At 66.4% G+C, this 23790-nt stretch carries 22 protein-coding genes and 1 pseudogene; 11 read left to right on the top strand and 12 right to left on the bottom strand.

Annotated features, from left to right (window positions below):
- Positions 1-36 precede the first annotated feature (36 nt).
- From KAK88_RS07330 to KAK88_RS07320, 3 genes are all read right to left on the bottom strand, one after another.
- A complete protein-coding gene (locus KAK88_RS07330) occupies positions 37-591 on the bottom strand; it encodes a hypothetical protein (protein ID WP_242078462.1) in 555 nt (184 codons plus the stop codon).
- 142 nt (positions 592-733) lie between these two features.
- Entirely contained in the window at positions 734-3607 is a 2874-nt protein-coding gene (locus KAK88_RS07325) for a TonB-dependent receptor plug domain-containing protein (protein ID WP_242078461.1), read from the bottom strand.
- Positions 3608-3864: 257 nt separating this feature from the next.
- Positions 3865-4011 carry a hypothetical protein gene (locus KAK88_RS07320; RefSeq protein ID WP_242078460.1) on the bottom strand — a complete coding sequence of 49 codons (147 nt, stop codon included), beginning with the start codon at positions 4009-4011 and terminating at the stop codon, positions 3865-3867.
- A gap of 66 nt (positions 4012-4077) precedes the next feature.
- Here KAK88_RS07320 and KAK88_RS07315 point away from each other — a divergent pair, with 66 nt between their 5' ends.
- A complete protein-coding gene (locus KAK88_RS07315) occupies positions 4078-4980 on the top strand; it encodes an MBL fold metallo-hydrolase (RefSeq protein ID WP_242078459.1) in 903 nt (300 codons plus the stop codon).
- On the opposite strand, the gene KAK88_RS07310 is transcribed toward KAK88_RS07315, so the two are convergent.
- Together KAK88_RS07310 and KAK88_RS07305 are read right to left on the bottom strand one after the other, a co-directional pair.
- Complete coding sequence (locus tag KAK88_RS07310; protein WP_242078458.1) at positions 4977-5645, bottom strand: DUF1499 domain-containing protein; 669 nt, start codon at positions 5643-5645, stop codon at positions 4977-4979. The genes KAK88_RS07315 and KAK88_RS07310 overlap by 4 nt on opposite strands.
- Positions 5646-5663: 18 nt before the next feature.
- Entirely contained in the window at positions 5664-7292 is a 1629-nt protein-coding gene (locus KAK88_RS07305; RefSeq protein WP_242078457.1) for a long-chain-fatty-acid--CoA ligase, read from the bottom strand.
- 170 nt (positions 7293-7462) lie between these two features.
- Here KAK88_RS07305 and udk point away from each other — a divergent pair, with 170 nt between their 5' ends.
- The gene (udk, locus tag KAK88_RS07300; RefSeq protein ID WP_242078456.1) at positions 7463-8110 is read left to right on the top strand and encodes a uridine kinase; all 648 of its coding nucleotides are present in this window, start codon (positions 7463-7465) and stop codon (positions 8108-8110) included.
- 916 nt (positions 8111-9026) lie between these two features.
- Here udk and KAK88_RS07295 read toward each other — a convergent pair.
- A complete protein-coding gene (locus tag KAK88_RS07295; RefSeq protein ID WP_039247919.1) occupies positions 9027-9809 on the bottom strand; it encodes a HisA/HisF-related TIM barrel protein in 783 nt (260 codons plus the stop codon).
- A gap of 61 nt (positions 9810-9870) precedes the next feature.
- Positions 9871-10071 (bottom strand): sulfur carrier protein ThiS, encoded by a 201-nt coding sequence (gene thiS, locus KAK88_RS07290; RefSeq protein ID WP_112861800.1) that lies wholly within the window; start codon positions 10069-10071, stop codon positions 9871-9873.
- Between the two features lie 336 nt (positions 10072-10407).
- On the opposite strand from thiS, the gene aroQ reads away from it, so the two are divergent.
- The 6 genes and pseudogenes from aroQ (at position 10408) to lepB (ending at position 14433) form a co-directional block, all read left to right on the top strand.
- Positions 10408-10854, top strand: coding sequence for a type II 3-dehydroquinate dehydratase (gene aroQ, locus KAK88_RS07285; RefSeq protein WP_066629845.1), 447 nt, complete (start codon positions 10408-10410; stop codon positions 10852-10854).
- 47 nt (positions 10855-10901) lie between these two features.
- Positions 10902-11393 carry an acetyl-CoA carboxylase biotin carboxyl carrier protein gene (gene accB, locus KAK88_RS07280; RefSeq protein WP_055808514.1) on the top strand — a complete coding sequence of 164 codons (492 nt, stop codon included), beginning with the start codon at positions 10902-10904 and terminating at the stop codon, positions 11391-11393.
- Between the two features lie 3 nt (positions 11394-11396).
- Positions 11397-12749 carry an acetyl-CoA carboxylase biotin carboxylase subunit gene (gene accC, locus KAK88_RS07275; protein WP_242078455.1) on the top strand — a complete coding sequence of 451 codons (1353 nt, stop codon included), beginning with the start codon at positions 11397-11399 and terminating at the stop codon, positions 12747-12749.
- A gap of 86 nt (positions 12750-12835) precedes the next feature.
- The gene (gene aat / locus KAK88_RS07270; protein ID WP_242078570.1) at positions 12836-13426 is read left to right on the top strand and encodes a leucyl/phenylalanyl-tRNA--protein transferase; all 591 of its coding nucleotides are present in this window, start codon (positions 12836-12838) and stop codon (positions 13424-13426) included.
- 243 nt (positions 13427-13669) lie between these two features.
- A pseudogene (locus KAK88_RS16105) lies at positions 13670-13819 on the top strand (signal peptidase I); the annotation flags it as partial.
- 131 nt (positions 13820-13950) lie between these two features.
- Complete coding sequence (gene lepB / locus KAK88_RS16100) at positions 13951-14433, top strand: signal peptidase I (protein WP_347265474.1); 483 nt, start codon at positions 13951-13953, stop codon at positions 14431-14433.
- Here the strand turns inward: lepB and KAK88_RS07260 are convergent.
- Genes KAK88_RS07260 through KAK88_RS07250 form a run of 3 tightly spaced genes read right to left on the bottom strand, consistent with a single transcriptional unit; the run spans position 14430 to position 15837 of the window.
- Positions 14430-14768, bottom strand: a complete 339-nt coding sequence (locus KAK88_RS07260; protein WP_242078454.1) for a hypothetical protein — start codon at positions 14766-14768, stop codon at positions 14430-14432. The two genes, lepB and KAK88_RS07260, sit on opposite strands and share 4 nt — an antisense overlap.
- Before the next feature lie 26 nt (positions 14769-14794).
- A complete protein-coding gene (locus KAK88_RS07255; protein WP_242078453.1) occupies positions 14795-15448 on the bottom strand; it encodes a DUF2155 domain-containing protein in 654 nt (217 codons plus the stop codon).
- Positions 15445-15837, bottom strand: a complete 393-nt coding sequence (locus tag KAK88_RS07250) for an NADH:ubiquinone oxidoreductase subunit NDUFA12 (protein WP_039247905.1) — start codon at positions 15835-15837, stop codon at positions 15445-15447. Before KAK88_RS07250 ends, KAK88_RS07255 begins: the two co-directional genes overlap by 4 nt.
- 206 nt (positions 15838-16043) lie before the next feature.
- Between KAK88_RS07250 and KAK88_RS07245 the strand changes: the two genes are divergently transcribed.
- From KAK88_RS07245 to KAK88_RS07235, 3 genes are all read left to right on the top strand, one after another.
- The gene (locus KAK88_RS07245) at positions 16044-18572 is read left to right on the top strand and encodes a TSCPD domain-containing protein (protein WP_242078452.1); all 2529 of its coding nucleotides are present in this window, start codon (positions 16044-16046) and stop codon (positions 18570-18572) included.
- Between the two features lie 57 nt (positions 18573-18629).
- Positions 18630-19121: a pentapeptide repeat-containing protein gene (locus KAK88_RS07240; RefSeq protein WP_242078451.1), complete on the top strand. Its 492-nt coding sequence runs from the start codon at positions 18630-18632 to the stop codon at positions 19119-19121.
- Positions 19122-19202: 81 nt separating this feature from the next.
- On the top strand, positions 19203-20090 hold the full coding sequence (locus tag KAK88_RS07235; protein WP_242078450.1) for a pentapeptide repeat-containing protein: 888 nt from the start codon (positions 19203-19205) through the stop codon (positions 20088-20090).
- A gap of 262 nt (positions 20091-20352) precedes the next feature.
- On the opposite strand, the gene tuf is transcribed toward KAK88_RS07235, so the two are convergent.
- On the bottom strand, positions 20353-21543 hold the full coding sequence (gene tuf, locus KAK88_RS07230) for an elongation factor Tu (protein ID WP_017506879.1): 1191 nt from the start codon (positions 21541-21543) through the stop codon (positions 20353-20355).
- Between the two features lie 110 nt (positions 21544-21653).
- Complete coding sequence (gene fusA, locus KAK88_RS07225) at positions 21654-23732, bottom strand: elongation factor G (protein WP_039248504.1); 2079 nt, start codon at positions 23730-23732, stop codon at positions 21654-21656.
- Between the last annotated feature and the right edge of the window lie 58 nt (positions 23733-23790).

Genomic DNA, 23790 nt, shown 5'->3' with positions numbered 1-23790 from the left:
AAGCCGCCGTCTGTCATCCGGTAACCGCCGAACCGATCAGTTGATGCCGACGCTCTCCAGGGTTGCGGGCGGCGTGGTGATGTTGTCGCGCAGGCGGCGCGCGGCATGCTCGCACCGGCCCGGCAGACCAAAGAACAGGCCGAACGACTGGCTGCGCGCCTCGGCATCAGGATTGGCCATCAGCGGGGCCCACTGCGCCTTGACCGCAGCGACGGCCTGCTCGGCCTCGGCCTTCGAAGCCGCCGATTGGCGCGGCGCGGCCACGGCCAGGGCGCTGCGGAAATCCTGGGCTTCGAGACGGCCCAGACGCACCAGCTCGACATCCTCCGGCGCGCGCGACGTCAGCGTCTCGCCCAGATCGGCATGGCCCGTCACCAGGGCATCACACCACGCCACCAGCGGATAGTCTGCGCTCGGCGCGCCCCGCGGCAACGGCCGTGCATAGGCGATGGCCTCGCGCGTCTTCAACGCATCGGCGGTCTCGCCCGAGCGATTGCCCGTCACGATCGGTCCATCCTGCGTTTGAGCGACCGCCGCGCCGGCGGCCAGCAGCGACAGGACCGACAGTCCGGGAACGACAAATTTCAGCATGATCTTCCTTGGAGGGGTACGCCGCAAACAGGCGACGATCCGTAACGCTCGCCTGCCCAAATGGTTTTTCTACGGCGCCGCTTAAACGAAAAAGGCGGCGGAGCGTTGCTCCGCCGCCTCAGTTTCGATGACCCAATAAGGATCAATACTTCAGGCGTGCACCCACGAAGAAGTAGCGGCCGACCACGTCGAAGTTGTTCGGGTCGGTGTTGCCGTCGTTCGCGTTGTCGAACACGGGCGGGGCCTTGTCCGCCAGGTTGCGAACGCCGCCGAAGATCTCGACGTTGTCGTTGAAATCATACGAGGCGCTGACGTCGTGGTACCAGTAGGAGTCGGTGCCGACATAGCCGCCGTCCTGGAAGTCAGGGATGTTGCCCTGGTTGTCCATGGCGTCAATGTAGGTGCCGGAATAGTTCACGCGGACCGGACCGAAGTCGTAGCCGAGCGAAACGTTTGCCTTCCACTCCGGCAGGCTGGCGCTGATGTTGTAGGCGCCAACCGTGCCCTTATACTCGATACCATCTAGCTCGTAGCTGTCGAGGTAGGTCAGGTTGACCGCGACATCCAGCTTCTGACCCCAGAAGCCGCCACCCCACGGCACGTTCCAGCCGTAACGCGTCGAGAAGTCCACGCCGCTGGTCTGCAGTTGCGAGACGTTGCCCAGCGGTGCGCGCGCCTTCAGGTTTCCGGCCGGATCACGATAGATCAGAGGCAGACCGATGCCGGCGTTGTTGCACTCTGCAACCGCCGAGACCGGAGCACCCGTCGTGCCCGAAGCTGCGGCGCCAGCCGCGAAGCACTGGTTCACGATGCCGGAGACGCCGCCGAAGATGGTGCCGATGTAGTCCTCGACCTTGATGTCATAGTAATCGAGCGACATCGACAGGCCCGGAACGAAGGTCGGCTGCCAGACGGCGCCCAGCGTGACCGTATCCGACGTTTCTTCGGTCAGGTTCGGGTTGCCGTAGAAGAACGACTCCGTTTGTGTGTTCTGGGCGACGAAGCCGGTGGCCACCGGATCGAAACCGAGTTGCGCGGTGCAGAAGTTGCGCACGCCGGCCGACAGGGTACGAGCGGCGCCCGACGACGGGTTACGCGTGGTGCAAGGGTCCAGAACCGCCGGGAAGCCTTGGTCGTTGGCCTGGAACAGCTCAAAGACGTTCGGCGCACGCACGGCGCGTTGATAGATGCCGCGGAAGCGCAGGCTATCGACGGGCTCCCACGAGCCGCCAGCCTTGTAGGCGTAGATCTTGCCGACCGTGTCGTAGTCGGCCATGCGGGCGCCGACTTCCAGCTCCAGCGACTTGATGAACGGCACATCGCGAACCAGCGGGATCACAGCTTCCGCATAGAGCTCCTTCGATTCCGTACGACCCGCGACAGGGCGCTCGGCGTTGAAGCCGAAGATGTCGCCCGAAGCCTTGGCGGCGTCCGGCGTGAAGCTCAGCTTGTCTTCACGATATTCGGCGCCGAAAGCGACTGACAGCGGACCGGCGGGCAGTTCGAAGGCGGTGCCGGTGACGTTGAAGGTCAGGTTCTGACGTTCAAAGATGCTGGTGTCGGCGAAGTTCAGGCGAATGAAGTTTGCGGCCTGCGGGGTGATGGTGCCGGCGCCGAACAGATTGACCGGAACACAGCCCGGGAAGAGTTGCAGCGAGGACGCGGCGCAGCTCGTCGCCGTACCGCCGGCGGCCAGCGCGGCGGCCAGTCGCGAACGCGACACATCGTTTTCGATCGAGGTGCGCAGTTCCGTTCGGCCGTAGGCATAAACGCCTTCAGCCTTCCAGTCGCCGCCCAGGTTGGCGCGAAGTCCGCCATTGAACTGAAGGACGTTGGTGTCGTGGCTTTCGACGCGGGCGCCGACTTCAGCCATACGGCGATCGAAGTTCAGCGGAGCCGTCGGATTGGGGCGCGAATTGGCGTAGGCAAGCAGCGCGGGGTAGTTCTGAACGAAGTAGTTGCCGTACGGGATGTTGATCCCGGTCGCCGGCGTCGGCGCCAGCTGAATGTTGTTGCGGGTGTTGGTGTAGAAGACTTCGGTGAACGCCGTGAAGGTGTCGTTGATGTCGTAGTGACCCAACAGAACCGCATTGTAGCGTTCCGACGGCGACTGCAGCAGGTTGACCGGTGCGAAATCGTAACGATCGCTGGAAGCGCCCAGGCCAAAGTCGTTGTTGAACTGTCCGGGGACGCCAGCAGTACGGAACGAGCGGCGGCAAGGGGTCGGCGCCGTCGAGCAGCCGACGGCCGTGTAGTTGTTGGTGCCGAGGTTGTTCAGACCGCCGTAGATGCCGGTGCCGGAACCGCCTGCGTTGCTGCTGAGCGCCCAGGGACGATCTTCGTTCGGCAGGAAGCCGTCACGGTCGGCATAGCCCACGAAGCCGGTCACATTGCCGCGACCATCAGCGATATTGGCGCCGAACATGGCGGAGGCGTTGAACTGCTCGCCGTCGCCGAAGCCGGAGACGCCGTACTGCGTGTTGACCGCCAGACCTTCGAAGTTGTCCTTGAAGATGAAGTTGACGACGCCGGCCAGAGCGTCGGAGCCGTAGGTCGCCGAGGCGCCGCCGCTGACGACTTCCACGCGCTCGATCAGCGCGGCGGGAATGCTGTTCAGGTCGACGGCATTCGATTTGTCGTAGGGAACGAAGCGACGGCCGTTCACCAGCACCAGGGTGCGGCTCGGGCCGAGGCCGCGCAGATCGACGGTCGCCGAACCGTTGGCCGGGTTATTGGAGTTGGCCGACAGACCCGGCACGACCTGCGGAAGTTGGTTGAGGATTTGTTCAACGTTCACATCGCCGCGCGCCTGAATCTGCTCGGCGCTGACGGTGGCCACGGGGCTGTTTGCGACATAGTCCTGGCGCACGATCCGCGAGCCGGTCACGACGATTTCACCGACCTCGGTGGTGCCGTCCTGCGACTGAGCGAATGAAGGGCTAGCCGCCATAGCCAATGCAACGCCGCCAATCATAGTGGTGGCCAGCAAGCTGCGGCGATATTTGACGTTATTCAAGGATAGCTCTCCCATGATCGATGTAGAGCCGCGATTGCAGCCCACCGAATCCATATCCGTGTGCCAGCCGAATAGCTGGTTGCGCGAGAGAGCATACCAACGCTTGAAGTAAGTCCAGCGCGAAGACGCATTCACGCCACAAGTGAGACGGACCTGTCACAGAGACGACACACCCGCTCTAGCAGGCATAAAATCGACCGAAGGCGCGCTTCTCGCACCTGCTTCGTTGTCGGCATCTCCCAAGTGTCAGTATATATTCAACGTTGGATCATCACCCGCGCCGCATAGGGCGCCGGTTCCGGCGTGCAGGAGGCGGCGATCAGTTGCACTGCGGCGAGACACAGGATCGCCGCCGCGACGAACGGGAACCGATTTGATACAGCGTTGGCGATCGAACGGGCCATTGTGGGCGCTCCAGGCATGATTACCGAGACGTTAACGCAAGCTCTGCGCCAAACGCGGCCGCGACGATGATCCCGTTCGTAAGGGCGTTCGACTTCGCCTATGGGCGGCGCGATCAGGTGTCGCCATTGATCCAGCGCGTGATCGCCGACAATGCGGGGCCTTTCACCTTCACCGGGACGGGGACCTATATCGTCGGCCGACCGGACCAAGGGGCCGAGGTCGCGGTGATCGATCCGGGGCCGCTCGATCAGGCGCATCTGGCGGCGCTGATGGCGGCGGTCGAGGGGCGGCGGGTCAGCCATGTTCTGGTGACGCATACGCATCGGGATCATGCGCCTCTGGCCCGGCCGTTCGCCGAGGCGACCGGAGCGCGGATTTGGGCGGCCCGACCTCCGGTGCGGGAAACGCATGCGTCGGGTGCGCTCGATGAAGATGACGATGCCGATTTTGCGCCCGATGCGGTGCTGACGGGCGGTGAGGCAGTCGAGGGCGACGGCTGGACGATCGAGGCGATGTTCACGCCCGGTCATGCGTCAAATCATATGGCTTTCGCTCTGCGTGAAGAGAACGCGCTGTTTTGCGGCGATCATGTCATGGGCTGGTCGACGACGGTCGTGGCGCCGCCGGATGGGAGCATGCGCCAGTATATAGCCAGTCTGGACGCGGTTATCGCACGCGACTTCGACGTGTTGTGGCCGACGCACGGAGCGCCGGTGACGCAGGTGCGGCCGTTTCTGGAGGCCTATCGCGCTCATCGGCGGGGGCGGGAAGCGCAAGTGCTCCAACGGCTTGCGGCGGGGGACCGCACGATCGCGGAGATGGTCCCGGTTCTGTATGCCGCCGTCGATCAGCGGCTGTGGCCGGCAGCGTCGCTGTCGGTCCTGGCGCATCTGATCAAGCTGATCGAGGACGGCGCGGCGATCAGCGATGGCGCGCCCGGCCTGTCGGCGCAGTTCCGGCTGGCTTAGCGTCCCGCCTCCAGGTTTCGCGTGATTTTTGCGGCGAGGCGGCAGGTGGCGCCGCCGTCGGGACGGCTGCCGCGTGCGGCGACGCGGATGTCGGTGCGGCCGGGGCGGATGCGGACGACCGCGTCGGTGGCGAAGCCGAACCAGGCGCCGGCGTGCACGGCTTCGACCTGGAAGGTTGTCGCGCGGGTGACGACGAAGCCGGCGTCGACCAGCGCCGAGGTCGCCTGCTGGGCCAGGACCTGGGTCGGGACGGCGTCCACGCCGTCACAGGTCTGCGGCGCGCCGCTGCGCACGCCGGCGGCGCGCGGCAGGCCGGGCGGCTCATTTAGATTGGTGCTCACGTCACGTGGATGGGGCGTCGCATCCTGACCCTGACGCAGCACGAAGCCGGCGACGGTCCCGCCCGCCAGGACCAGCGCCGCCAACGCATAGACCCCCCTGCCCTTCAGATCGCGCAGCGCCAGCACCGCCGCCGTCAGAGCCGCCGCCAGACCGACCCAGGCCAGGAGGCGGGCCACGGTCCAGGTCAGCAGGTCATAGCCGATCGCCAAATCGAGCCCGCCGAACCGCGTCGCCGTAACGGCCGCCACGATCAGAACAAAGGGCGCCGCCGCGAGCGCCGTCAGCCAGGGCAGAATGGCGGGTACGGGCTTTCTTGTCGGCATTCAGGCTCCGGTTCTCACTTAGGCAGCGGTCGGCAGACGATAGTCCTTCATCCGATCGCGCAGAAGCTTCTTGTCGATCTTGCCGGTTGCGCCCAGCGGGATGTCGTCCACGACGACCACGTCGTCGGGCATCCACCATTTGGCGATCTTGCCGATCAGGAAGTCCAAATGCTCCTGCTTGTCCAGCGTCTCGTCGGGCTTCAGCTTCAGGATCAGCACGGGCCGTTCGTCCCATTTGGGGTGAGCCGCGCCGATGACGGCGGCGATCTCGACCTTGGGGTGACCCACGGCGATGTTCTCGATCTCGATGGAGCTGATCCACTCGCCGCCAGACTTGATCACGTCCTTGGCGCGATCGGTGATCTGCATGAAGCCCAGGTCGTCGACGGTGGCCACATCGCCGGTGTCGAAGAAGCCTTCGTCGTCCAGAATCGAGCCGTCTTCCTTGAAGTAGGCGCGGCTGATCGTCGGCCCCTTGACCATCAGACGACCGAAGGTCGCGCCGTCGTGAGGCAGTTCGGCGCCCGCCTCGTCCTTCAGCTTCAACTCGACGCCCAGCGGCGGCACGCCCTGCTTCAGGCGGTATTTCATCTGCTCGTCGTACGAGAGCTTCAGGATTTCGGGCGGCAGGTTGGCGATGGTGCCGATGGGCGAGGTCTCGGTCATGCCCCAGGCGTGGGTGACCTCGACGCCGAAATCGTCCTGGAAGCCGCGGATCAGGCTTTCGGGGCAGGCCGAACCGCCGATTAGCACGCGCTTCAGGGTCGAGAAGCCCAGACCGTTCTGTTTCATGTGGGCGAACAGCCCCTGCCAGACGGTCGGCACGGCGGCCGAGAAGGTGACGCCCTCCTGTTCGATCAGCTCATAGATCGACTGACCATCCATCTTGGCGCCCGGCATCACCAGCTTGGTGCCGGCGGCAGGGCCGGCGAAGGCGATGCCCCAGGCGTTAGCGTGGAACATCGGCACCACCGGCAGGATAACCTCCTTGGGCGTGGCGCCCATCACCGTGGCTTGAAGACCCATGAAGGTGTGCAGGAAGTTGGAGCGGTGCGAATACAGCACCCCCTTCGGATTGCCCGTCGTGCCGGAGGTGTAGCAGAGGCCGCAGGCCGTCTGTTCGTCGAAGTCGCCCCAGACCACGTCGGTCGATTGACCGTCGATCGCGTCCTCATAGGCGACGGCCTTGGGCAGCTTCGTCTGCGGCATATGGGCGGCGTCGGTCATGATGACGACGCGCTCGACCTTGGGGATATGCGGCAGGATGGCTTCCAGCAGCGGCACGAAGGTCAGGTCGACGAAAATGATCCGGTCTTCGGCGTGATTGATGATGTAGACGAGCTGTTCGGGGAACAGACGCGGGTTCAGGGTGTGGCACACCCCGCCGATGCCCATGATTCCGTACCAGGCCTCGATGTGGTTGGCGGTGTTCCAAGCCAGGGTGGCGACGCGGTCGCCCGGCTTGATCCCCCAATCCTTCAGGGCGCTGGACACGCGTTTGGCCCGCTCGTGGATCTGGGCGTAGGTCGTGCGAACGATGGGCCCTTCGACCGAGCGCGTCACCACTTCGCGCTCGCCATGCCAGTTCTTGGCGTGGTCGATAATCTTGTCGACCGTCAGCGGCCAGTCCTGCATCAAGCCCAGCATGTCGTATCCTTGTCCCTTGGATGCGTCTGCTTTGATGCGACGCTTGAACCGACGCTAACATCGGTGATCGGCGATAAGCAACGTGACCCAACGTCAACTGGGGCGTGAGCCACGGCGCGGCGGATCGTCGCCGGTGGCGCTGGCGGCGCGACCGCTCTAGAAGGCCGCTCATGACCATATTGATTGCAATCACGGGGGGCTCCGGCTCCGGCAAGAGCACCCTGGCGGAGGCGCTGGTCTCGGCCCTTCCGGAAGGGTCGGCCGTACTGGTGCGCGAGGACAGCTATTACAAGGACGCGGCTTCCCTGCCCGGCTTCGACGCCGCGACCTTCGACTTTGACGATGTGACGGCGCGCGATCACGACCTGATGATCGCGGACCTGAAGGCATTGAAGGCCGGGCGCGCGGTGACGGCGCCAGTCTATTCCTTCATCCACCACGGCCGCGAGCCGGGCGGCGAGCCGATCCCGGCGGCCGAGGTGGTGATCGTCGAGGGCACGCACGTTCTGTGTACCCCCGACCTGACCGTCCTGTTCGACATCCGGGTCTTCGTGGACACCCCCGCCGACATCCGCTTCATCCGCCGCCTGCTGCGCGACCAGGCCGAGCGGGGCCGGTCGGCGGATTCGGTCGTGGCGCAGTATCTGGCCACGGTGCGTCCGGGCCACGAGCGTTTGACCGAACCGTCGCGCACCCACGCCGACTTCATTGTCGCCGATGCGACGGCGGCGGTGCGTCTGGAAGATCCCCAAGCTGTAGTGCGTCTGGCTGCACCGGTCCTGGCCCATCCGCTGCTGCAGGCGCTGCTGGACGACTAGCGAAGACATCTCCGACCCGAAATTCGGCGGGGCGAAGCGCGACCGGCTCAGCGGCGGATGACCATTCATCGCCCTGATGCGCGCCCGTTCGGCGGCTTCGGCCTGTTTCTCGACCAGGATGGCGTCGAGCCGGATATATTCGCGTTCCAGCAGGGCGCGAAGGCGGTCATCCTCAGCCTCTTCCTCGGGCGTCCGTCTGTAGAGTGGCGGCAGGCCGCGCCCGGGTTTGGGACGGCGAGGTTTGGGGCGGGCCACGCGGGTCTCCGGACAGGGGTGATCGGCCTCGCGCTTTCGCAGCGAAGTTGGTGGAGGGCTGGGCGGAGCGCCGGGCCTTCGCCCGGAGTTGATTTGTAGTGTTACCGTTTCGACGAAGGGTGTGACGCTCCGCGCGGGGGGGTTGGCCTGCAAGCTCGGGGCGAGCGGTGGCGGTCTTATCGCCTAACCCCATAAGCCTGTGACGGGTCGGCGGTCCCTGCGAGGACCGTTCCGAGTGCGGCCGAGTATCCCCCTCGACCCAGCGACGCGACTGCGGACGCCGGGGGCGATTCCCCGACCGATCAGCCTCGGCGCCGCGATGGGATTTCACCATCGCCCCCGTTCCTTCCGCTCCCGCCGCCGCAAGGTCGCAGGCCAGGCGAGCCCTCCATGCGACGAGACGGGGCTATTATGGGGTGGTTTGACCCCGTGTATGGGAGACGGGGGATATAAATCGGCAAGCGGTTGAAATCGCTGCGGATGAACCAGCGGCATTGCGATGGCGGAGCATCGTCTCCTCCCCATTTCATGGGGAGGTGGCTCGAAGCGCAGCGGAGAGACGGAGGGGCTCTTCACCGCATCGCGGGCGCCGGTGGGATTTCAAGAACCCTCCACCGCTTCGCGGCCCCCCTCCCCGCCAAGCGGGGAGGAGACGGTTGGATCAGATCAGTCCCGCCAGCGGCGACGACGGGTCGGCATACATCCGCTTGGCCATCCGGCCGGCCAGATAGGCGTCGCGGCCGGCGATGACGGCGTGTTTCATGGCGCGGGCCATGCGGATGGGGTCCTTGGCCCCGGCGATGGCGGTGTTCATCAGGACGGCGTCGCAGCCCAGCTCCATCGCGCGGGTCGCATCCGAGGCGGTGCCGACGCCCGCGTCGACCAGAACCGGCACCTTGGCCTGTTCGACGATGAGGCGGACATTGACCTCGTTCTGGATGCCCAGGCCCGAGCCGATCGGGGCGGCGGCGGGCATGATGGCGGCGGCGCCGGCGTCTTCCAGCCGCTTGGCCATCACCACGTCGTCGGTGCAATAGACCATGACGTCGAAGCCGTCCTTGATCAGCAGATCCAGCGCCCGCAGCGTCTCGATCATGTCGGGATACAGGTGGGCGGTGTTGGACAGCACCTCCAGCTTGACCAGGCTCCACCCGCCGGCCTCGCGCGCCAGGCGCAGGGTCCGGACTGCATCCTCACCCGTGAAACAGCCGGCGGTGTTGGGCAGGAAGGTGAAGCGGTCCGGCTTTACATAATCGACCAGCATCGGCTGGGTCGGATCCGACAGGTTCACACGGCGAACGGCGACGGTGACGATCTCGGCCCCAGCCGCCTCGGCGGCGGCGGCGTTCTGGGCGTAGTCGGCATATTTGCCGGTGCCCACGATCAGGCGCGAGTTGAAGGTGCGGCCGGCGACGGACCAGGTTTCGTTGGCTGTATCGGTCATGGATGCTGACCTAGGCCTCTCCGGCGCGCGGGGGAACCCGTCGTAGCCCGATTTGATCTAATCAACCGCCGCCGACGAACTGGACCAGTTCGATACGGTCGCCTGCGGCCACCGGCGTGGCGGCATGCAGGGACTTGGGCACGATCTCGAGATTGCGTTCGACGGCGACCTTGCGCGGGTCCAGCGACAGTTCCTCGACCAGGGCCAGGATGGTGGCGGCCTGGACCTGACGTGGCTCGCCGTTGAGATGGATCTGGTGCACGCGCGTTCTCCCTGGGCCTTCGCGCGTCAGATAAAGGCTGACAGGCCGCTTCGCCAGACTGTGCGCTCAGCCCGCCTCGAACAGGAAGGCGCCGATCGCGACGGCCAGGGCCGCGAAGGTCGCCACCACGGCTCTCAGGATCAGTTTGCCGTCCTGGCGCATCCTCGGCGCTCCCTCAGGCCGTCCCGACCAGGGACGATGGCAGCCGGCGCTGCGAAATCCACGCCATCGCACATAACGTCGGGTAAGGTTCAACGCCGCGAGCGTTTGACCCACGCCCTGCGTCCGCTAAAAGGCCCCTCTTGCGCCGCGCTGCGCCGGATCGATTCTGGAACCATGGCCGAAACGCCCGTCATTCATGTGCTGAACGGCCCCAATCTGAACCTGCTCGGGGTTCGGGAGCCGGACATCTATGGCCGCGACACCCTGGCGGACATCGAGCAACGCTGCGTCCGGGCGGCCGGTGAAGCGCAGATCGTGTTTCGCCAGACCAACCATGAAGGCGTGCTGGTGGACTGGATCCAGGAGGCGCGCGAGGGCGCCGACGCCTTGATCCTCAATCCGGCGGCCTATGGGCATACGTCGGTGGCGCTGCACGATGCGCTGAAGACGCTGTCGATCCCGGTGATCGAGTTGCATCTGTCCAATCCGGCGGCGCGCGAGGCGTTTCGCCATCACTCCTATGTGTCCTCCGCGGCGACCGGCGTCATCGCCGGCTTCGGCGCGGCGGGCTATGAACTGGCCGTCCAGGCGGCCCTCACCCAGGTTCGGGAACGCGGCTGAGCCCCGTCCCGTTTATCAAAGACCACGAAAGACAAGGCGCAACTCCAATGGCCGATGACAAGAAACACGCCGAAATCGACGCCGCCCTGGTTCGCCAGCTGGCCGAGATCCTGAACGAGACCGATCTGACGGAAGTCGAGGTCGAGCGCGGCGAACTGCGCATCCGCGTGGCGCGCGAAGTCACCGTCAACGCCGCCCCGGTCCAGTACGCCGCCGCCCCCGCTCCGGTCGCCGCTGCGCCCGCCGCCGCTGCTGCGCCGGCCGCCATGCCGTCGGATCCCGCCACGATCGTCGCCCGCGCGGGCGAAGAGGTGAAGTCGCCGATGGTCGGCACAGCCTATCTGCAGGCCTCGCCGGAGGCCCCGGCCTTCGTCCAGCCCGGCGACAAGGTCAAGAAGGGCCAGACCCTGCTGATCGTCGAAGCCATGAAGACGATGAACCCGATCCAGGCGCCGCGCGACGGCGTGGTGGCCGAAATCCTGGTCGGCGACGCCCAGCCGGTCGAGTTCGGCGAACCCCTCGTCCTGCTGGAAGCCTAAGCCGTGTTCAACAAGGTCCTGATCGCCAACCGCGGCGAGATCGCGCTGCGCATCCACCGGGCGTGCAAGGAGATGGGCATCTCTACCGTTGCCGTACATTCCGAAGCCGACCGCGGCGCCATGTGGGTGCGGCTGGCCGACGAGAGCGTCTGCATCGGCCCCGCCTCGGCCGCCAAGTCGTATCTGAACATCCCCTCGATCATCGCGGCGGCGGAAATCACCGGCGCCCAGGCCATCCACCCCGGCTACGGCTTCCTGTCCGAAAACGCCCGCTTCGCCGAGATCGTCGAGGCCCACGGCATGAGCTTCATCGGTCCCAAGCCCGAACATATCCGGGTCATGGGCGACAAGATCAGCGCCAAACAGACGGTCAAGGACGCCGGCATCCCCGTCGTTCCCGGCTCGGATGGCGAGGTCGAGACCGTCGAGGCCGCGATCGAGGCGTCCAAGTCCATCGGCTTCCCCCTGATCGTCAAGGCGGCGGCGGGCGGCGGCGGACGCGGCATGAAGGTCGCCCTGACGCCTGACGATCTGGTCGAGGCGGTCCAGACCGCCCAGTCGGAAGCTCTGGCCGCCTTCGGCAACGGCGCCGTCTATATGGAGCGCTACCTCCAGAAGCCGCGCCACATCGAGATCCAGGTCATCGCCGACAGCCACGGCAATGTCGTGCACCTGGGCGAACGCGACTGCTCGCTGCAACGCCGTCACCAGAAGGTGCTGGAAGAGGCCCCCTCGCCCGCCCTGTCGGCCGAGGGTCGCAAGAAGATCGGCGAGACAGTCAACAAGGCCATCGCCGCCATCGGCTATCTGGGCGTCGGCACCATCGAGTTCCTGTGGGAGGACGGCGAGTTCTTCTTCATCGAGATGAACACCCGCCTGCAGGTCGAACACCCGGTCACCGAAATGATCACCGGCGTCGATCTGGTGCGTGAACAGGTCCGTATCGCCGCCGGTCTGCCGCTGTCCTTCACCCAGGACGACATCCACTTTGAGGGTCACGCCATCGAGGTGCGGATCAACGCCGAGAACCCGGAAACCTTCACCCCGTCGCCGGGCAAGATCACCGATTTCCACGCTCCGGGCGGCCTGGGCGTGCGTCTGGATAGCGCCATCTACGCCGGCTATTCGATCCCGCCCTATTACGACAGCCTGATCGGCAAGCTGATCGTCCACGGTCGCGACCGCGAAGAGGCCATCGCGCGCCTGAAGCGTTCGCTGAACGAGGTCGTCATCGGCGGCGTCGATACGACCATCCCCCTGTTCCAGAAGCTGCTGGCCGAGCCGGACATCCTGTCGGGCGATTATGACATCCACTGGCTGGAGAAATGGGCGGCCCGTCAGAAGGGCGACGCCTGACCGACCCCGATTTTAGCGCCAGCGGGCCTTTCGGCGGTTTCGGCGTCGAGGACCTGCTGGCCTGCTACGCCCGCGGCGTGTTTCCGATGGCCGAGGCGCGTGACGATCCGCGCGTCTTCATCATCGAGCCGGAACAGCGGGGCATCATCCCGCTGGACGCCTTCCACATCCCCAGCCGCCTGCGTCGCACCGTGCGGGGCGAACCGTTTGAGGTGCGGGTCGACACCGCATTCGAAGCGGTGCTGGACGGCTGTGCGGCGGCGCAAGGGCCCGATCGCGAAGACACCTGGATAAACGGCCCGATCCGGCGGCTGTACGCCGCCCTGTTCGCCATGGGCTTCGTCCACTCCATCGAAATCTGGCGTGACGAGCGGCTCGTCGGCGGGCTTTACGGCGTGTCGCTTGGCGGGGCCTTCTTCGGCGAGAGCATGTTCAGCCGCGAGCGGGACGCCTCCAAGGTCGCTCTGGTGCATCTGGTCGCGCGCCTGCGAAAGGGCGGCTGGACCCTGTTGGACGCCCAGTTCCTGACCGACCATCTCAGCCAGTTCGGTGCGGTCGAAACACCTCAAGCAGCCTATCTAGAGCGGCTTCAGCCCGCGCTGTCGGTCAGGCCTCACCAAGAGGCGTTGCGCGCGCCCCTGACCGGCGCAGAGGCGGTCGCCTTAGCCAGCGCCTAGGTTCGATCAACACACATTCTGCTAACGTCATTCCGGGGCGTCCGAAGGACGAACCCGGAACCCAGGAGAGGCTCACCGGCCGTTCAATGGGGCGGGCAACGCGCGCGTGGCTCTGGGTTCCGGGTTCTTCGCTCCGCTCAGCCCCGGAATCACGAACTGAGAAGATCTGTCCGGACACGATTTGGGGCCTGTCCCGACAGGTTCGGATTGGCGTCTTCGGCCGGCCTGACGGTCAATGGCGGCATGACCCAGACCCCGCCCAAAGCCCCGTCCCGTCCGTCGCTTCTTCGCGAGGTGCGCGAGATCGCCCTGACGCTGATCTTCGCCATCATCCTGGCGCTGGTGATCCGCATCGTGCTGTTCCAACCCTTCACCATCCCCTCGTCGTCGATGGAGCCGGGGCTGGTGACCGGCGACTATATCGTCGTGTCGAAATATCCCTATGGCTGGAGCACGGCGTCTCTGCCGTTCAATCCGGCGATGTCGCCGGGGGGCTGCTGGGGCGCGAACCGAGACGCGGCGACGTGGTGGTGTTCCGCCTGCCGCGCGACCCCAGCGAGGCCTGGATCAAGCGCGTCGTCGGCCTGCCGGGCGATACGGTTCAGGTGCGGGGCGGCGTCGTCTTCGTCAATGGCGATCCGGTGCGCCAGACCCGGCTGGATGTCGTCGCCGACCACGATGCGCCGCAGCGACGGGTCCAGCAGGTGCGTGAAACCCTGGCCGACGGACGATCCTACCTCACCTATGACGACGGGCCGGGTCTGCCGGGCGACGACACGCCTGTGCGCCGGGTGCCGGCGGGCTGCTATCTGATGATGGGCGACAATCGCGACAACTCGCTGGACAGCCGCTGGCCGGCCGAGATCGGCGTCGGCCTGCTGCCGGCCGAAAACATCATCGGCCGGGCCGAACTGGTGCTGGCCTCATGGAAGCCGGGCGCCGGCCTGTTCAAGCCCTGGACTTGGCTGAACCTTCAGTGGGATCGGTTCCTGGTCCGCATCCGCTAACGCGCGCGGTACTCATCGAAGCTGACGACGCCGTCGTGATTGCGGTCCAGCCGGTCGAAGTCGGCGCGGGTGGGCGACGACTGTGCCAGGGAGGGCGCGGCGACGGCGCCCAGCGCCAGGCCCGCGACAGCGGCGGCCAGCAGGGGCCGCCAGCTCAGGCGGGGTTGAGGACGCGCGGATGACGTCGCGTTCAACTCGGCGTCTATGAAGCGGCGAATGGCGTCGCTGGCTGTCCGGCCGTCGTCACGGCACCGGGCCATGAAGGCGGTCTTGGTCGCGTGCGGCAGTCGGATTTCGACCGTTTCGGTCTTTTTGGGCGGCTTGTTGCGATCCATGGCGCGCCTCCTCGCGGCGTCAGAGCTCAGTTCTTACAGCCGACGACCCAGGCGTCGTAGTAGGGGTTCTGGATGCCGCTGACGGCGGGCGACGAGCCGAACATCCAGCCGCGGAAGATCTGGCGGCCTTCCTGCCGGCCGCGCGCCTGAAGCGAGACGTCCATATAGGCGATGGCGTCTTCGGTCAGTTCGTCGGGCGTCGTCACCTCGCAGGCGCGGGCCGCGAAGATCAGATTCTGGTTGAAGCGCACGGGGCGACCTCCGACCTCGACCTCGAACTTCATCGTCTCGGCGGTGACCTTGTCGATGGCCTGGATGATCGCGAATTTGCGACGCTGGCGGCGCGCAGGCGTGGCGGGCTGGTCGATGGCCTTGGTCGCGACGGGCTTCTCGGCCGCGACTTCCGCCTCGGCCTTTTCCTCGACGGCGGCGTCCTCGGCGATTACGACGTTGGGCGGCGGGGCCACGGCGACCGGAGAACGCGGAGCCGGTGCGCCCGCGGGCGGCGTCTCGGTCGGGACCGAGGGCTGGGCCGGGGTGGTGCGCAGAATGTCGCCGATCGGATCCTGGACCGGACGTGCATCGCGCGGCGCGTCCTGAAGCACGCTGGCGGTCACCGCGCCCGCGCTCAGCACGGCCGCGACGGACGCCGCGCCCAACAGGATGCGGCGGATTTTCACTCGGGCGTCCAGGCCTGATAGTCGCCAGTCGCGGCCGGGCGCTTGGCGTCGCCGGCCAGCGAGCCGGGCGGACGCCAGGCCAGGGGCGTGCCGGTCAGATTGGGCAGGTGCTCCTTCTCCCAGGCGCGACGCGGCAGCGGCTGCTCAGTCGGCGGCTGGTCGAAGGTGTAGTGCAGCCAGCCGTGCCAGTCGGGCGTCACCTTGGACGCCTCGGCATAGCCGTCATAGATGACCCAGCGACGCTTGCGGCCGTCGTAGCTGACGTTGTCGCGGCTCTCGTAATAGCGATTGCCGTTCTCGTCCTGGCCGACGAAGCGACCGCGCTTGGCGATGGTGAACCGGGTGCCGATCGTGGCGCCCTCCCACCAGCCGAAAATCTTGCTCAACACGTCGTGGAATCCAACCGTAAGGGGTCGCCGGAAAGGGAGGCGGCGTCTGGTGCGGATCATAGAAACCCGCGCCCTCTTCGTCCAGCGTTCAAGCGCCTCGTCATGAATCGATATCTTGTGGGCAAACCCGCCCTGCGACACCAGATGTATTGGCTAAGGCGCGAGCGCATCCTAGGCTTGCCCGAACCTTTCGGAGAGACGCCGCCATGCGCTTTCAATCCGGCTTCGCCGCTCGCGCCGAACGAGTCGCGATGGAGACCCGCGCCATCGAGCCCCTATCCGGCGTGCAAAAGGTCCTGGCCCCCGCCGGCTGGTCCGACGTCCGGATCGAGGCCTGGCTGGACTGGGTCGAGGCGGAAGGGTTCGCAACGCCCCTGTCGGGCGACTGGCTGAACGGCGGCGTCGACGCCTGGGCGGAGCGACTGGCGGCGACAGGCGTGGCCGAGGGGGTGTTCGACCGGGCCGAGGCCGCTGCGTTCGTCGAAGAGCTGTCAGGCGCCTTCAGGCTGGGCCTGGTGACGCCGGCGGCGTCTGGCCCGGCGGCCGTCGGCGTCATCGATCTGAACGATCCTGGCGCGGCGGCGCGATTGAAGGCGCACGCCGGACGCCGCGCGGCCGCGCGTCTGGGGGCCCAGGCGGCCGACGCCCTGGCCGAGGCGCTGGCCGGCGTGGCCGACGCGGTAGATCGCTGCGAAGGCCCGCGCGGCGACTGCGGCGACCCTTCGCGCAATCCGGCCCTGGGCCGTGCGGCGGCCTTGGCGCGGCGGTGCGGCGCCAGCGATGCCGATATCCTGAGAGCCATCGACGGCGAACGGCCCACAATGGCCCTGGAACCGATGGTCGAAGGCGCGCCTCTGGTCGCTCTGGCGGACCGGACCCAGATCGCGGCGGGCGCGCCCGAAGCCCTGCTGGCGGCTGAGGCGGCGCTGGACGGCGGCCTGATCGTCGCGTTCAACCCCCGCGATGCGGAAACCGCGACCGCGCAGACCGCGCGGGCCTTGATCGACCTAGGCGCCGTCCTGGCGCTCGACGGAGACATGGCGACCAATCTGGCGGATCTGACCCGCCTGCTGACGGTGGCGCTGGACCTACAGTCCACGCAGCCCGGTCCCATCGCGTTCGGACTGGACGGCCTCTTGGAGGCCCTCGCGGCTGACGACGACCGCTCGTCTCAGGCGCAGACATTCGCGGAACTGGTCGCGGCGACGGCGGCCCAGACCTCGGCCGAACTTGCGAGCCTGCGCGGTCCCTGCCTCGACTGGGAAGACCCGGAGACGTCGCGTCGCCATTCGGCCATCGGCCTGTTCGTCGAGGATGCGGAGGCGCGGCTGCGACTGGGCCTCGGCCGCGTCGCGGCGGTCGACGTGTTCCAGACGGCCGACGGCGAGATCGGTCGCCGGCTGCATCCCGCGCTTGCCTCGGCCATCACGGCGGCGGGCGGCGATGTTCAGGCGGCGGAACGATGGACCTTCGGTCGTCGCACCCTGGTCGAGGCGCCAGGCATCGACCATACAGCCCTGCGGGCGCTGGGCTTCACCGACATTGAACTGGCCGCCATCGAGACCGCCCTGGGCTGGGCGGAGGATTTCGACACGGTCTTCGCCGCCCCGGTCCTGGACCCCGGCTTCATCCGCGACGTCCTGGGTGTTGAAGACGGCGATGGTCTGCTGCTGACCCTGCTGGGCGTGTCGGAAGAGGCGGAGACGGCGGCGGCGCGCTGGGTCTTCGGTCATGGCGATCTGCGCGACTGGCCCGAGGCGCCTGCCTGCGTCGCCGCTCTGCTGGCCGATCCGGCAGCGGCGGCGGCCGAGCTGCGGCGCGCCGTCGAGCCGTTCAGCGATATGCCGGACCTCGCGATCGAAACGATGGACTGGCGCACGACCTCGAATCAGGCCGCGCGCCTGTTGAGCCAGGGCGCGCTGGACGGCCGACGCACCCTTCGCCTGTCCCGCGCCGCGCCGCCCGCTGGCCAACTGCTATCCCTGCCAAACATCGACGCCGCCCGTCCTGAACCTGCCCGCGACGCGCCTCGCCCAGGTCCGACGGAACGGGTCGTCGAACGCGTGGTCGAGCGCGAACGCGCGCGCCGCAAACTGCCCGACCGGCGCAAAGGCTACATCCAGAAGGCCGCCGTCGGGGGCCACAAGGTCTATATCCACACCGGCGAATACGAAGACGGCGAACTGGGTGAGATCTTCATCGACATGCACAAGGAAGGCGCCGCCTTCCGCAGCCTGATGAACAACTTCGCCATCGCCATCTCGATCGGCCTGCAATACGGCGTGCCGCTGGACGAGTTCGTGGACGCCTTCGTCTTCACCCGGTTCGAGCCGGCCGGCCGCGTCACCGGCAACGACTCCATCAAGTCGGCGACCTCGATCCTGGACTACATCTTCCGCGAACTGGGCGTCTCCTATCTGGACCGCGTCGAGCTGGCCAATGCCGGGACCGACGACCTGAACGCCGACGGACTGGGGGACGGCAAACCCGACGCCAACGCGGCCGTGCCCGCCGCCCGCTTCATCTCAAAAGGGTTCGCGCGCGGTTCCGCGCCCGACAACCTAGTAGTCCTGCCCTTCGGCAAGAAGGGCGAGCCGGAAGCCCGCGCCGCCGCCAACAGCGAGGCCGTCGCCTGCCCCGCCTGCGGCGATTTAAGCCTGCAGCAACGCGGCGCGGCCTGGGTCTGCGACACCTGCGGGGCGGCCCCGGCGCTTCAGGGCGGCGATCAGGGCTAGGTTAAGGGTTATGGCCTAGGGTTTGCTGACAGACGATCGAACGTCGGAGCCCGGTCCATGAAACGCACACTTTCCCTCGGCCTGATCGCCGCCCTGCTGGCCGTCGCCGCGCCGGCCCTGGCTCAGAACGCGGGTCAGATCGCCAGCGTGCGACGCGGCGCCTCCTGCGCCGGTTGCAATCTTTTTCAGGGCGACTTTTCGGGGCTGGAGGCGCGGGGCCTGAACCTGGCCGGTTCACGCCTGCGTCAGGCGGACCTGAGCCTGTCGGTGATGAACCGCACGCGCTTCTCCAACACCGACATGCGCGACGTCGAGGCCTATGGCGGCGTCTTCTCCGGCTCCAACTTCTCGCGCGCCAACCTGACCAACGCCAGCTTCGTCGGCGCCTATCTGGAGGGGTCCAGCTTCGCCGGCGCGACCCTGTCGGGGACCAATCTGTCGGGCGCCCAGCTGGCGCGGGCCACCGGCCTGACCCAGGCCCAACTGAACCGGGCCTGCGGCGACGGCTCCACCGTTTTGCCTCGGGGCTTGCGCATTCCGGCCTGCTGAGCGGCGCCGACCTTGCCTCGAGTTCATGAAGTTACCTCGATTTAAGTAGGTGTCGCCGGGCTTTCGAGGCATTCAGAGTGCGTGAAACAGATCGCTGAACATATCCGGGCCCGCCCCACTTTGGCCCTGCTGACGCTGGGACTGGCGCTCGCCGCCTCCCCCGCCTTCGCCGGGGTCGAGATGTCGATGCAGGACCGCGACGTGGCGCGTTCGGTATCGCTGGGCGGATCGTGCAACCGCTGCGAACTGTCCGGCCGCAATCTGTCCGGCGCCACCTTCACCGGCGCCAGCTTCATGAACGCCACCCTGGTCGGCGCCAATCTGCGCGGCGCCGAGATGATGGGCTCCAACTTCACCGGCAGTGATTTCAGCCGCGCCAACATGGGCGGCGTCGAGATCGTCGGCGCCAACTTCACTCTGGCCAACTTCACCGGGGCGCAGATCAATGGGGCCGAGGCGCAAGGGTCGTCCTTCGTTCGCGCCAACCTGACCCGCGCCAATCTGTCCGGCAGCGAGATGCACGGGGTCAACTTCACCGGCGCCACCCTGTCTGGAGCCAACTTCTCCAACTCGGAACTGTTCGGCGCCACCCTGGCCAATGTCCGGGCGTCCGGCGCCAACTTCTCCAACGCCGAAGTCACGGCCTCGAACCTTTCGGGCGGCGATTTCTCCAGCGCGGATTTTTCGAACGCCAGCCTGGATGGGGCGCGGTTGACCGGCGGCAGCTTCTCGCGCGCCGACTTTTCCAACGCCTCGCTGCGTCGCACGGACATTCGCGGCGCCGACCTGTCGGGCGCGCGCGGCCTGACCCAAGACCAGATCAGCGAAGCCTGCGGCGACGGCTCGACCCGCCTGCCCGGCCGCCTGACGCCCCAGGCCTGCCGCAGCAGCTCGATCCGCGTGATCCGTACTCCGCCCACGCCGCCTATCCCGCCCCGCGTGCGCAACTTCGTCAACGCGCAGAACTAGCGCGCCCAGGCGCTCCTCGCTTCAGGGCGGGACCACTCACAAAACTCGTCAGCGATCCCGAAGCCGGAGCGGCCCCAAGCCCAACCGGACCGCAGCAAGACGCGGCCCAATGCCGTCTTGGCGGCTGCCGTGGCTCATTCAGTCTGCCGATCACCTAGACAGCAAAACGGCCCCCGGATTGCTCCGGGGGCCGTTCTGTTACGCTACTTTGTCTTTGGCCTATGCGCGCCTCGCGGAGGCGCGCGGCTTGAGGCCGTTTAGCTTAGGCGATGATCTTGGCCACGACGCCGGCGCCGACGGTGCGGCCGCCTTCACGGATGGCGAAGCGCAGGCCCTGGTCCATCGCGATCGGGGTGATCAGTTCGACGTTCAGCTCGGCGTTGTCGCCCGGCATGATCATCTCGACGCCTTCCTTCAGCTGAACGATGCCGGTCACGTCCGTCGTGCGGAAGTAGAACTGCGGGCGATAGTTCGTGAAGAACGGGGTGTGACGACCGCCTTCTTCCTTGGTCAGGATGTAGGCTTCGGCCAGGAACTTGGTGTGCGGGGTGATGGAGCCCGGCTTGCACAGCACCTGGCCGCGCTCGACGTCTTCACGCTTGGTGCCGCGCAGCAGCACGCCGACGTTGTCGCCCGCTTGACCTTGGTCCAGCAGCTTGCGGAACATTTCCACGCCCGTGCAGGTCGTCTTCTGGACCGGACGGATGCCGACGATCTCGACTTCCTCACCGACCTTGATGATGCCCTTCTCGACGCGGCCCGTGACCACGGTGCCGCGGCCCGAGATCGAGAACACGTCTTCGACCGGCATCAGGAACGGCAGGTCGACCGGACGCTCCGGCTGCGGGATGTAGGCGTCGACGGTTTCCATCAGGGCCAGAACGCGCTGTTCGCCGATTTCCGGGTTCACGCCGTCGGTCGCGGCCTTGGCCGAACCCTTGGTGATCGGAATGTCGTCGCCGGGGAACTGGTAGCTGCTCAGCAGCTCGCGCACTTCCATCTCGACCAGTTCCAGCAGTTCTTCGTCGTCGACCAGGTCGACCTTGTTCATGAAGACCACCAGGGCCGGCACGCCGACCTGACGGGCCAGCAGGATGTGCTCGCGGGTCTGCGGCATCGGGCCGTCAGCGGCCGACACCACCAGGATCGCGCCGTCCATCTGCGCGGCGCCGGTGATCATGTTCTTCACATAGTCGGCGTGGCCGGGGCAGTCGACGTGGGCGTAGTGACGGTTGGCCGTCTCATATTCCACGTGCGCGGTGTTGATCGTGATGCCGCGCGCCTTCTCTTCCGGCGCAGCGTCGATGTCGGCGTAGTTCATCGCCTTCGCGCCGCCGGCCTTCGCCAGCGTCATCGTGATCGCAGCCGTCAACGTCGTCTTGCCGTGGTCAACGTGACCAATCGTGCCGATGTTGCAGTGCGGCTTCGTCCGTTCGAACTTTTCCTTGGCCATTTTCTAGCTCCTAAGGTCCCCGAACCGGGGTTCCTGCAGTTTGGGGGGTTAAGGACGCCCGGTCCTTACGGTCCGGGCGCATATAGGCGGGCTTTCCGAAAAGGGAAAGCTTAGGCGTACTTCTTGATCACTTCGTCGGCGACGTGTTGCGGCACCGGCTCGTAGTGGTCGTATTGCATGGTGAACTGGGCGCGGCCCTGCGACATGCCGCGCAGCGTGTTCACATAGCCGAACATGTTGGCCAGCGGCACGAAGGCGTTCACAACGGTGGCGTTGCCGCGCATGTCCTGACCCTGGATCATGCCGCGACGGCCGTTCAGGTCGCCGATGACCGAGCCGAGGTATTCCTCGGGGGTCACGACTTCCACCGCCATGATCGGCTCGAGCAGCTTGGGCGAACCCTTTTCCTTCAGTTCGCGGAAGGCGGCGCGGGCCGCGATTTCGAACGCCAGCACGCTGGAGTCGACGTCGTGGAACTTGCCGTCCGTCAAGGTCGCCTTGAAGTCGATCAGCGGGAAGCCGGCCAGCAGACCGTTGTCCTTGGCCGAGTTCAGGCCCTTTTCGACGCCGGGGATGTATTCCTTCGGCACCGCGCCGCCGACGATCGAGTTCTCGAACACGAAGCCCGAGCCCGGCTCGCCGGGTTCGAAGGTGATCATGACGCGGGCGAACTGGCCCGTACCGCCGGTCTGCTTCTTGTGCGTGTAGTCGATGTCGACCTTGCGGCCCAGCGATTCACGATAGGCGACCTGCGGCGCGCCGATGTTGGCCTCGACCTTGTAGGTGCGCTTCAGGATGTCGATCTTGATGTCCAGGTGCAGCTCGCCCATGCCCTTCAGAATCGTCTGGCCCGACTCGTGGTCGGTCGAGACGGTGAAGGAGGGATCTTCCGAGGCCAGCTTGGCCAGGGCGACGCCCAGCTTCTCCTGGTCGCCCTTGGTCTTGGGCTCGACCGAGATCTCGATGACCGGCGCCGGGAATTCCATCTTCTCCAGGATGACGGGCGACTTGATCGGGTCGCACAGGGTGTCGCCCGTGCGGGTTTCCTTCAGGCCGGCCAGGGCGACGATGTCGCCGGCGTAGGCTTCCTTGACGTCTTCACGGTTGTTGGAGTGCATCTGCAGCATCCGGCCGACGCGCTCTTTCTTGTCGCGGCTGGAGTTCAGCAGGCTCATGCCCGTTTCCATCTTGCCCGAGTACAGGCGGCAGAAGGTCAGCGAGCCGACGAAGGGGTCGTCCATGATCTTGAAGGCCAGGACCGACAGGGGCTCTTCGTCCGAGGCCTTACGCACGACGGGCTCTTCGGTCTTGAAGTCGATGCCCGGGGTCGGCGGGATGTCCAGCGGCGACGGCAGATAGTCGACGACGGCGTCCAGCAGCGTCTGCACGCCCTTGTTCTTGAAGGCCGAGCCGCACAGGATCGGATAGAAGGCGCCGGTCAGAACAGCCTTACGGATGCACTTCTTGATGGTGGCTTCGTCAGGCTCGTTGCCTTCGAGGTAGGCTTCCATCGCCTCGTCGTCCAGCTCGACGGCGTTGTCGATCAGGTACTGACGCGCGGCGACCGCCTTTTCCATCAGGTCGTCCGGGATCGGCACGTCCTTGTAGGAGGCGCCCAGGCCGTCGTTGTCCCAGACCACGCCGGTCATGCGGACCAGGTCGACCAGACCCGACAGCGAGGATTCGGCGCCGATCGGGAATTGGATCGGCACGGCCTTGGCGCCCAGACGGTCGCGGATCGACTCGACCGAGGCGTCGAAATCGGCGCCGATCTTGTCCATCTTGTTGACGAAGACGATGCGCGGAACCTTGTACTTGTCAGCCTGGCGCCAGACGGTTTCGGTCTGCGGCTCTACGCCGGCGTTGCCGTCCAGCACCGTCACGGCGCCGTCGAGGACGCGCAAGGAACGCTCGACTTCGATGGTGAAGTCCACGTGTCCTGGGGTGTCGATGATGTTCAGACGCTTGTTCTGCCAGAAGGCGGTCGTCGCGGCGGATGTGATGGTGATGCCGCGCTCCTGCTCCTGGTCCATCCAGTCCATGGTGGCGGCGCCGTCGTGGACTTCGCCGATCTTGTGGGATTTGCCGGTGTAATACAGGATCCGCTCGGTCGTCGTCGTCTTGCCCGCGTCGATGTGGGCCATGATGCCGAAGTTGCGGTAGTCCTGGAGCGCGTGCGTACGTGCCATGGAAACGTGCCTTGAAAGTTTTCAGGACGCTTAAGGGCGCCCACGGAAGGATGTCGGT

Source organism: Brevundimonas diminuta (assembly GCF_022654015.1).
Lineage (GTDB): Bacteria > Pseudomonadota > Alphaproteobacteria > Caulobacterales > Caulobacteraceae > Brevundimonas > Brevundimonas diminuta_C.
Note: the sequence above shows the minus strand (reverse complement) of the source record. Positions and strands in the feature narration are given on the sequence as shown.

Bases quoted from the DNA above. Each gene is read 5' to 3' on its own strand.
- KAK88_RS07310 (WP_242078458.1), bottom strand. From the start codon at position 5,645: ATGCCGACAAGAAAGCCCGTACCCGCCATTCTGCCCTGGCTGACGGCG.
- aroQ (WP_066629845.1), top strand. From the start codon at position 10,408: ATGGCCGAAACGCCCGTCATTCATGTGCTGAACGGCCCCAATCTGAAC.
- KAK88_RS07330 (WP_242078462.1), bottom strand. From the start codon at position 591: ATGCTGAAATTTGTCGTTCCCGGACTGTCGGTCCTGTCGCTGCTGGCC.
- KAK88_RS07245 (WP_242078452.1), top strand. From the start codon at position 16,044: ATGCGCTTTCAATCCGGCTTCGCCGCTCGCGCCGAACGAGTCGCGATG.
- KAK88_RS07240 (WP_242078451.1), top strand. From the start codon at position 18,630: ATGAAACGCACACTTTCCCTCGGCCTGATCGCCGCCCTGCTGGCCGTC.
- tuf (WP_017506879.1), bottom strand. From the start codon at position 21,543: ATGGCCAAGGAAAAGTTCGAACGGACGAAGCCGCACTGCAACATCGGC.
- accB (WP_055808514.1), top strand. From the start codon at position 10,902: ATGGCCGATGACAAGAAACACGCCGAAATCGACGCCGCCCTGGTTCGC.
- KAK88_RS07295 (WP_039247919.1), bottom strand. From the start codon at position 9,809: ATGACCGATACAGCCAACGAAACCTGGTCCGTCGCCGGCCGCACCTTC.
- udk (WP_242078456.1), top strand. From the start codon at position 7,463: ATGACCATATTGATTGCAATCACGGGGGGCTCCGGCTCCGGCAAGAGC.
- KAK88_RS07315 (WP_242078459.1), top strand. From the start codon at position 4,078: ATGATCCCGTTCGTAAGGGCGTTCGACTTCGCCTATGGGCGGCGCGAT.
- aat (WP_242078570.1), top strand. From the start codon at position 12,836: ATGGCCGAGGCGCGTGACGATCCGCGCGTCTTCATCATCGAGCCGGAA.
- KAK88_RS07305 (WP_242078457.1), bottom strand. From the start codon at position 7,292: ATGCTGGGCTTGATGCAGGACTGGCCGCTGACGGTCGACAAGATTATC.
- fusA (WP_039248504.1), bottom strand. From the start codon at position 23,732: ATGGCACGTACGCACGCGCTCCAGGACTACCGCAACTTCGGCATCATG.
- KAK88_RS07320 (WP_242078460.1), bottom strand. From the start codon at position 4,011: ATGGCCCGTTCGATCGCCAACGCTGTATCAAATCGGTTCCCGTTCGTC.
- KAK88_RS07260 (WP_242078454.1), bottom strand. From the start codon at position 14,768: ATGGATCGCAACAAGCCGCCCAAAAAGACCGAAACGGTCGAAATCCGA.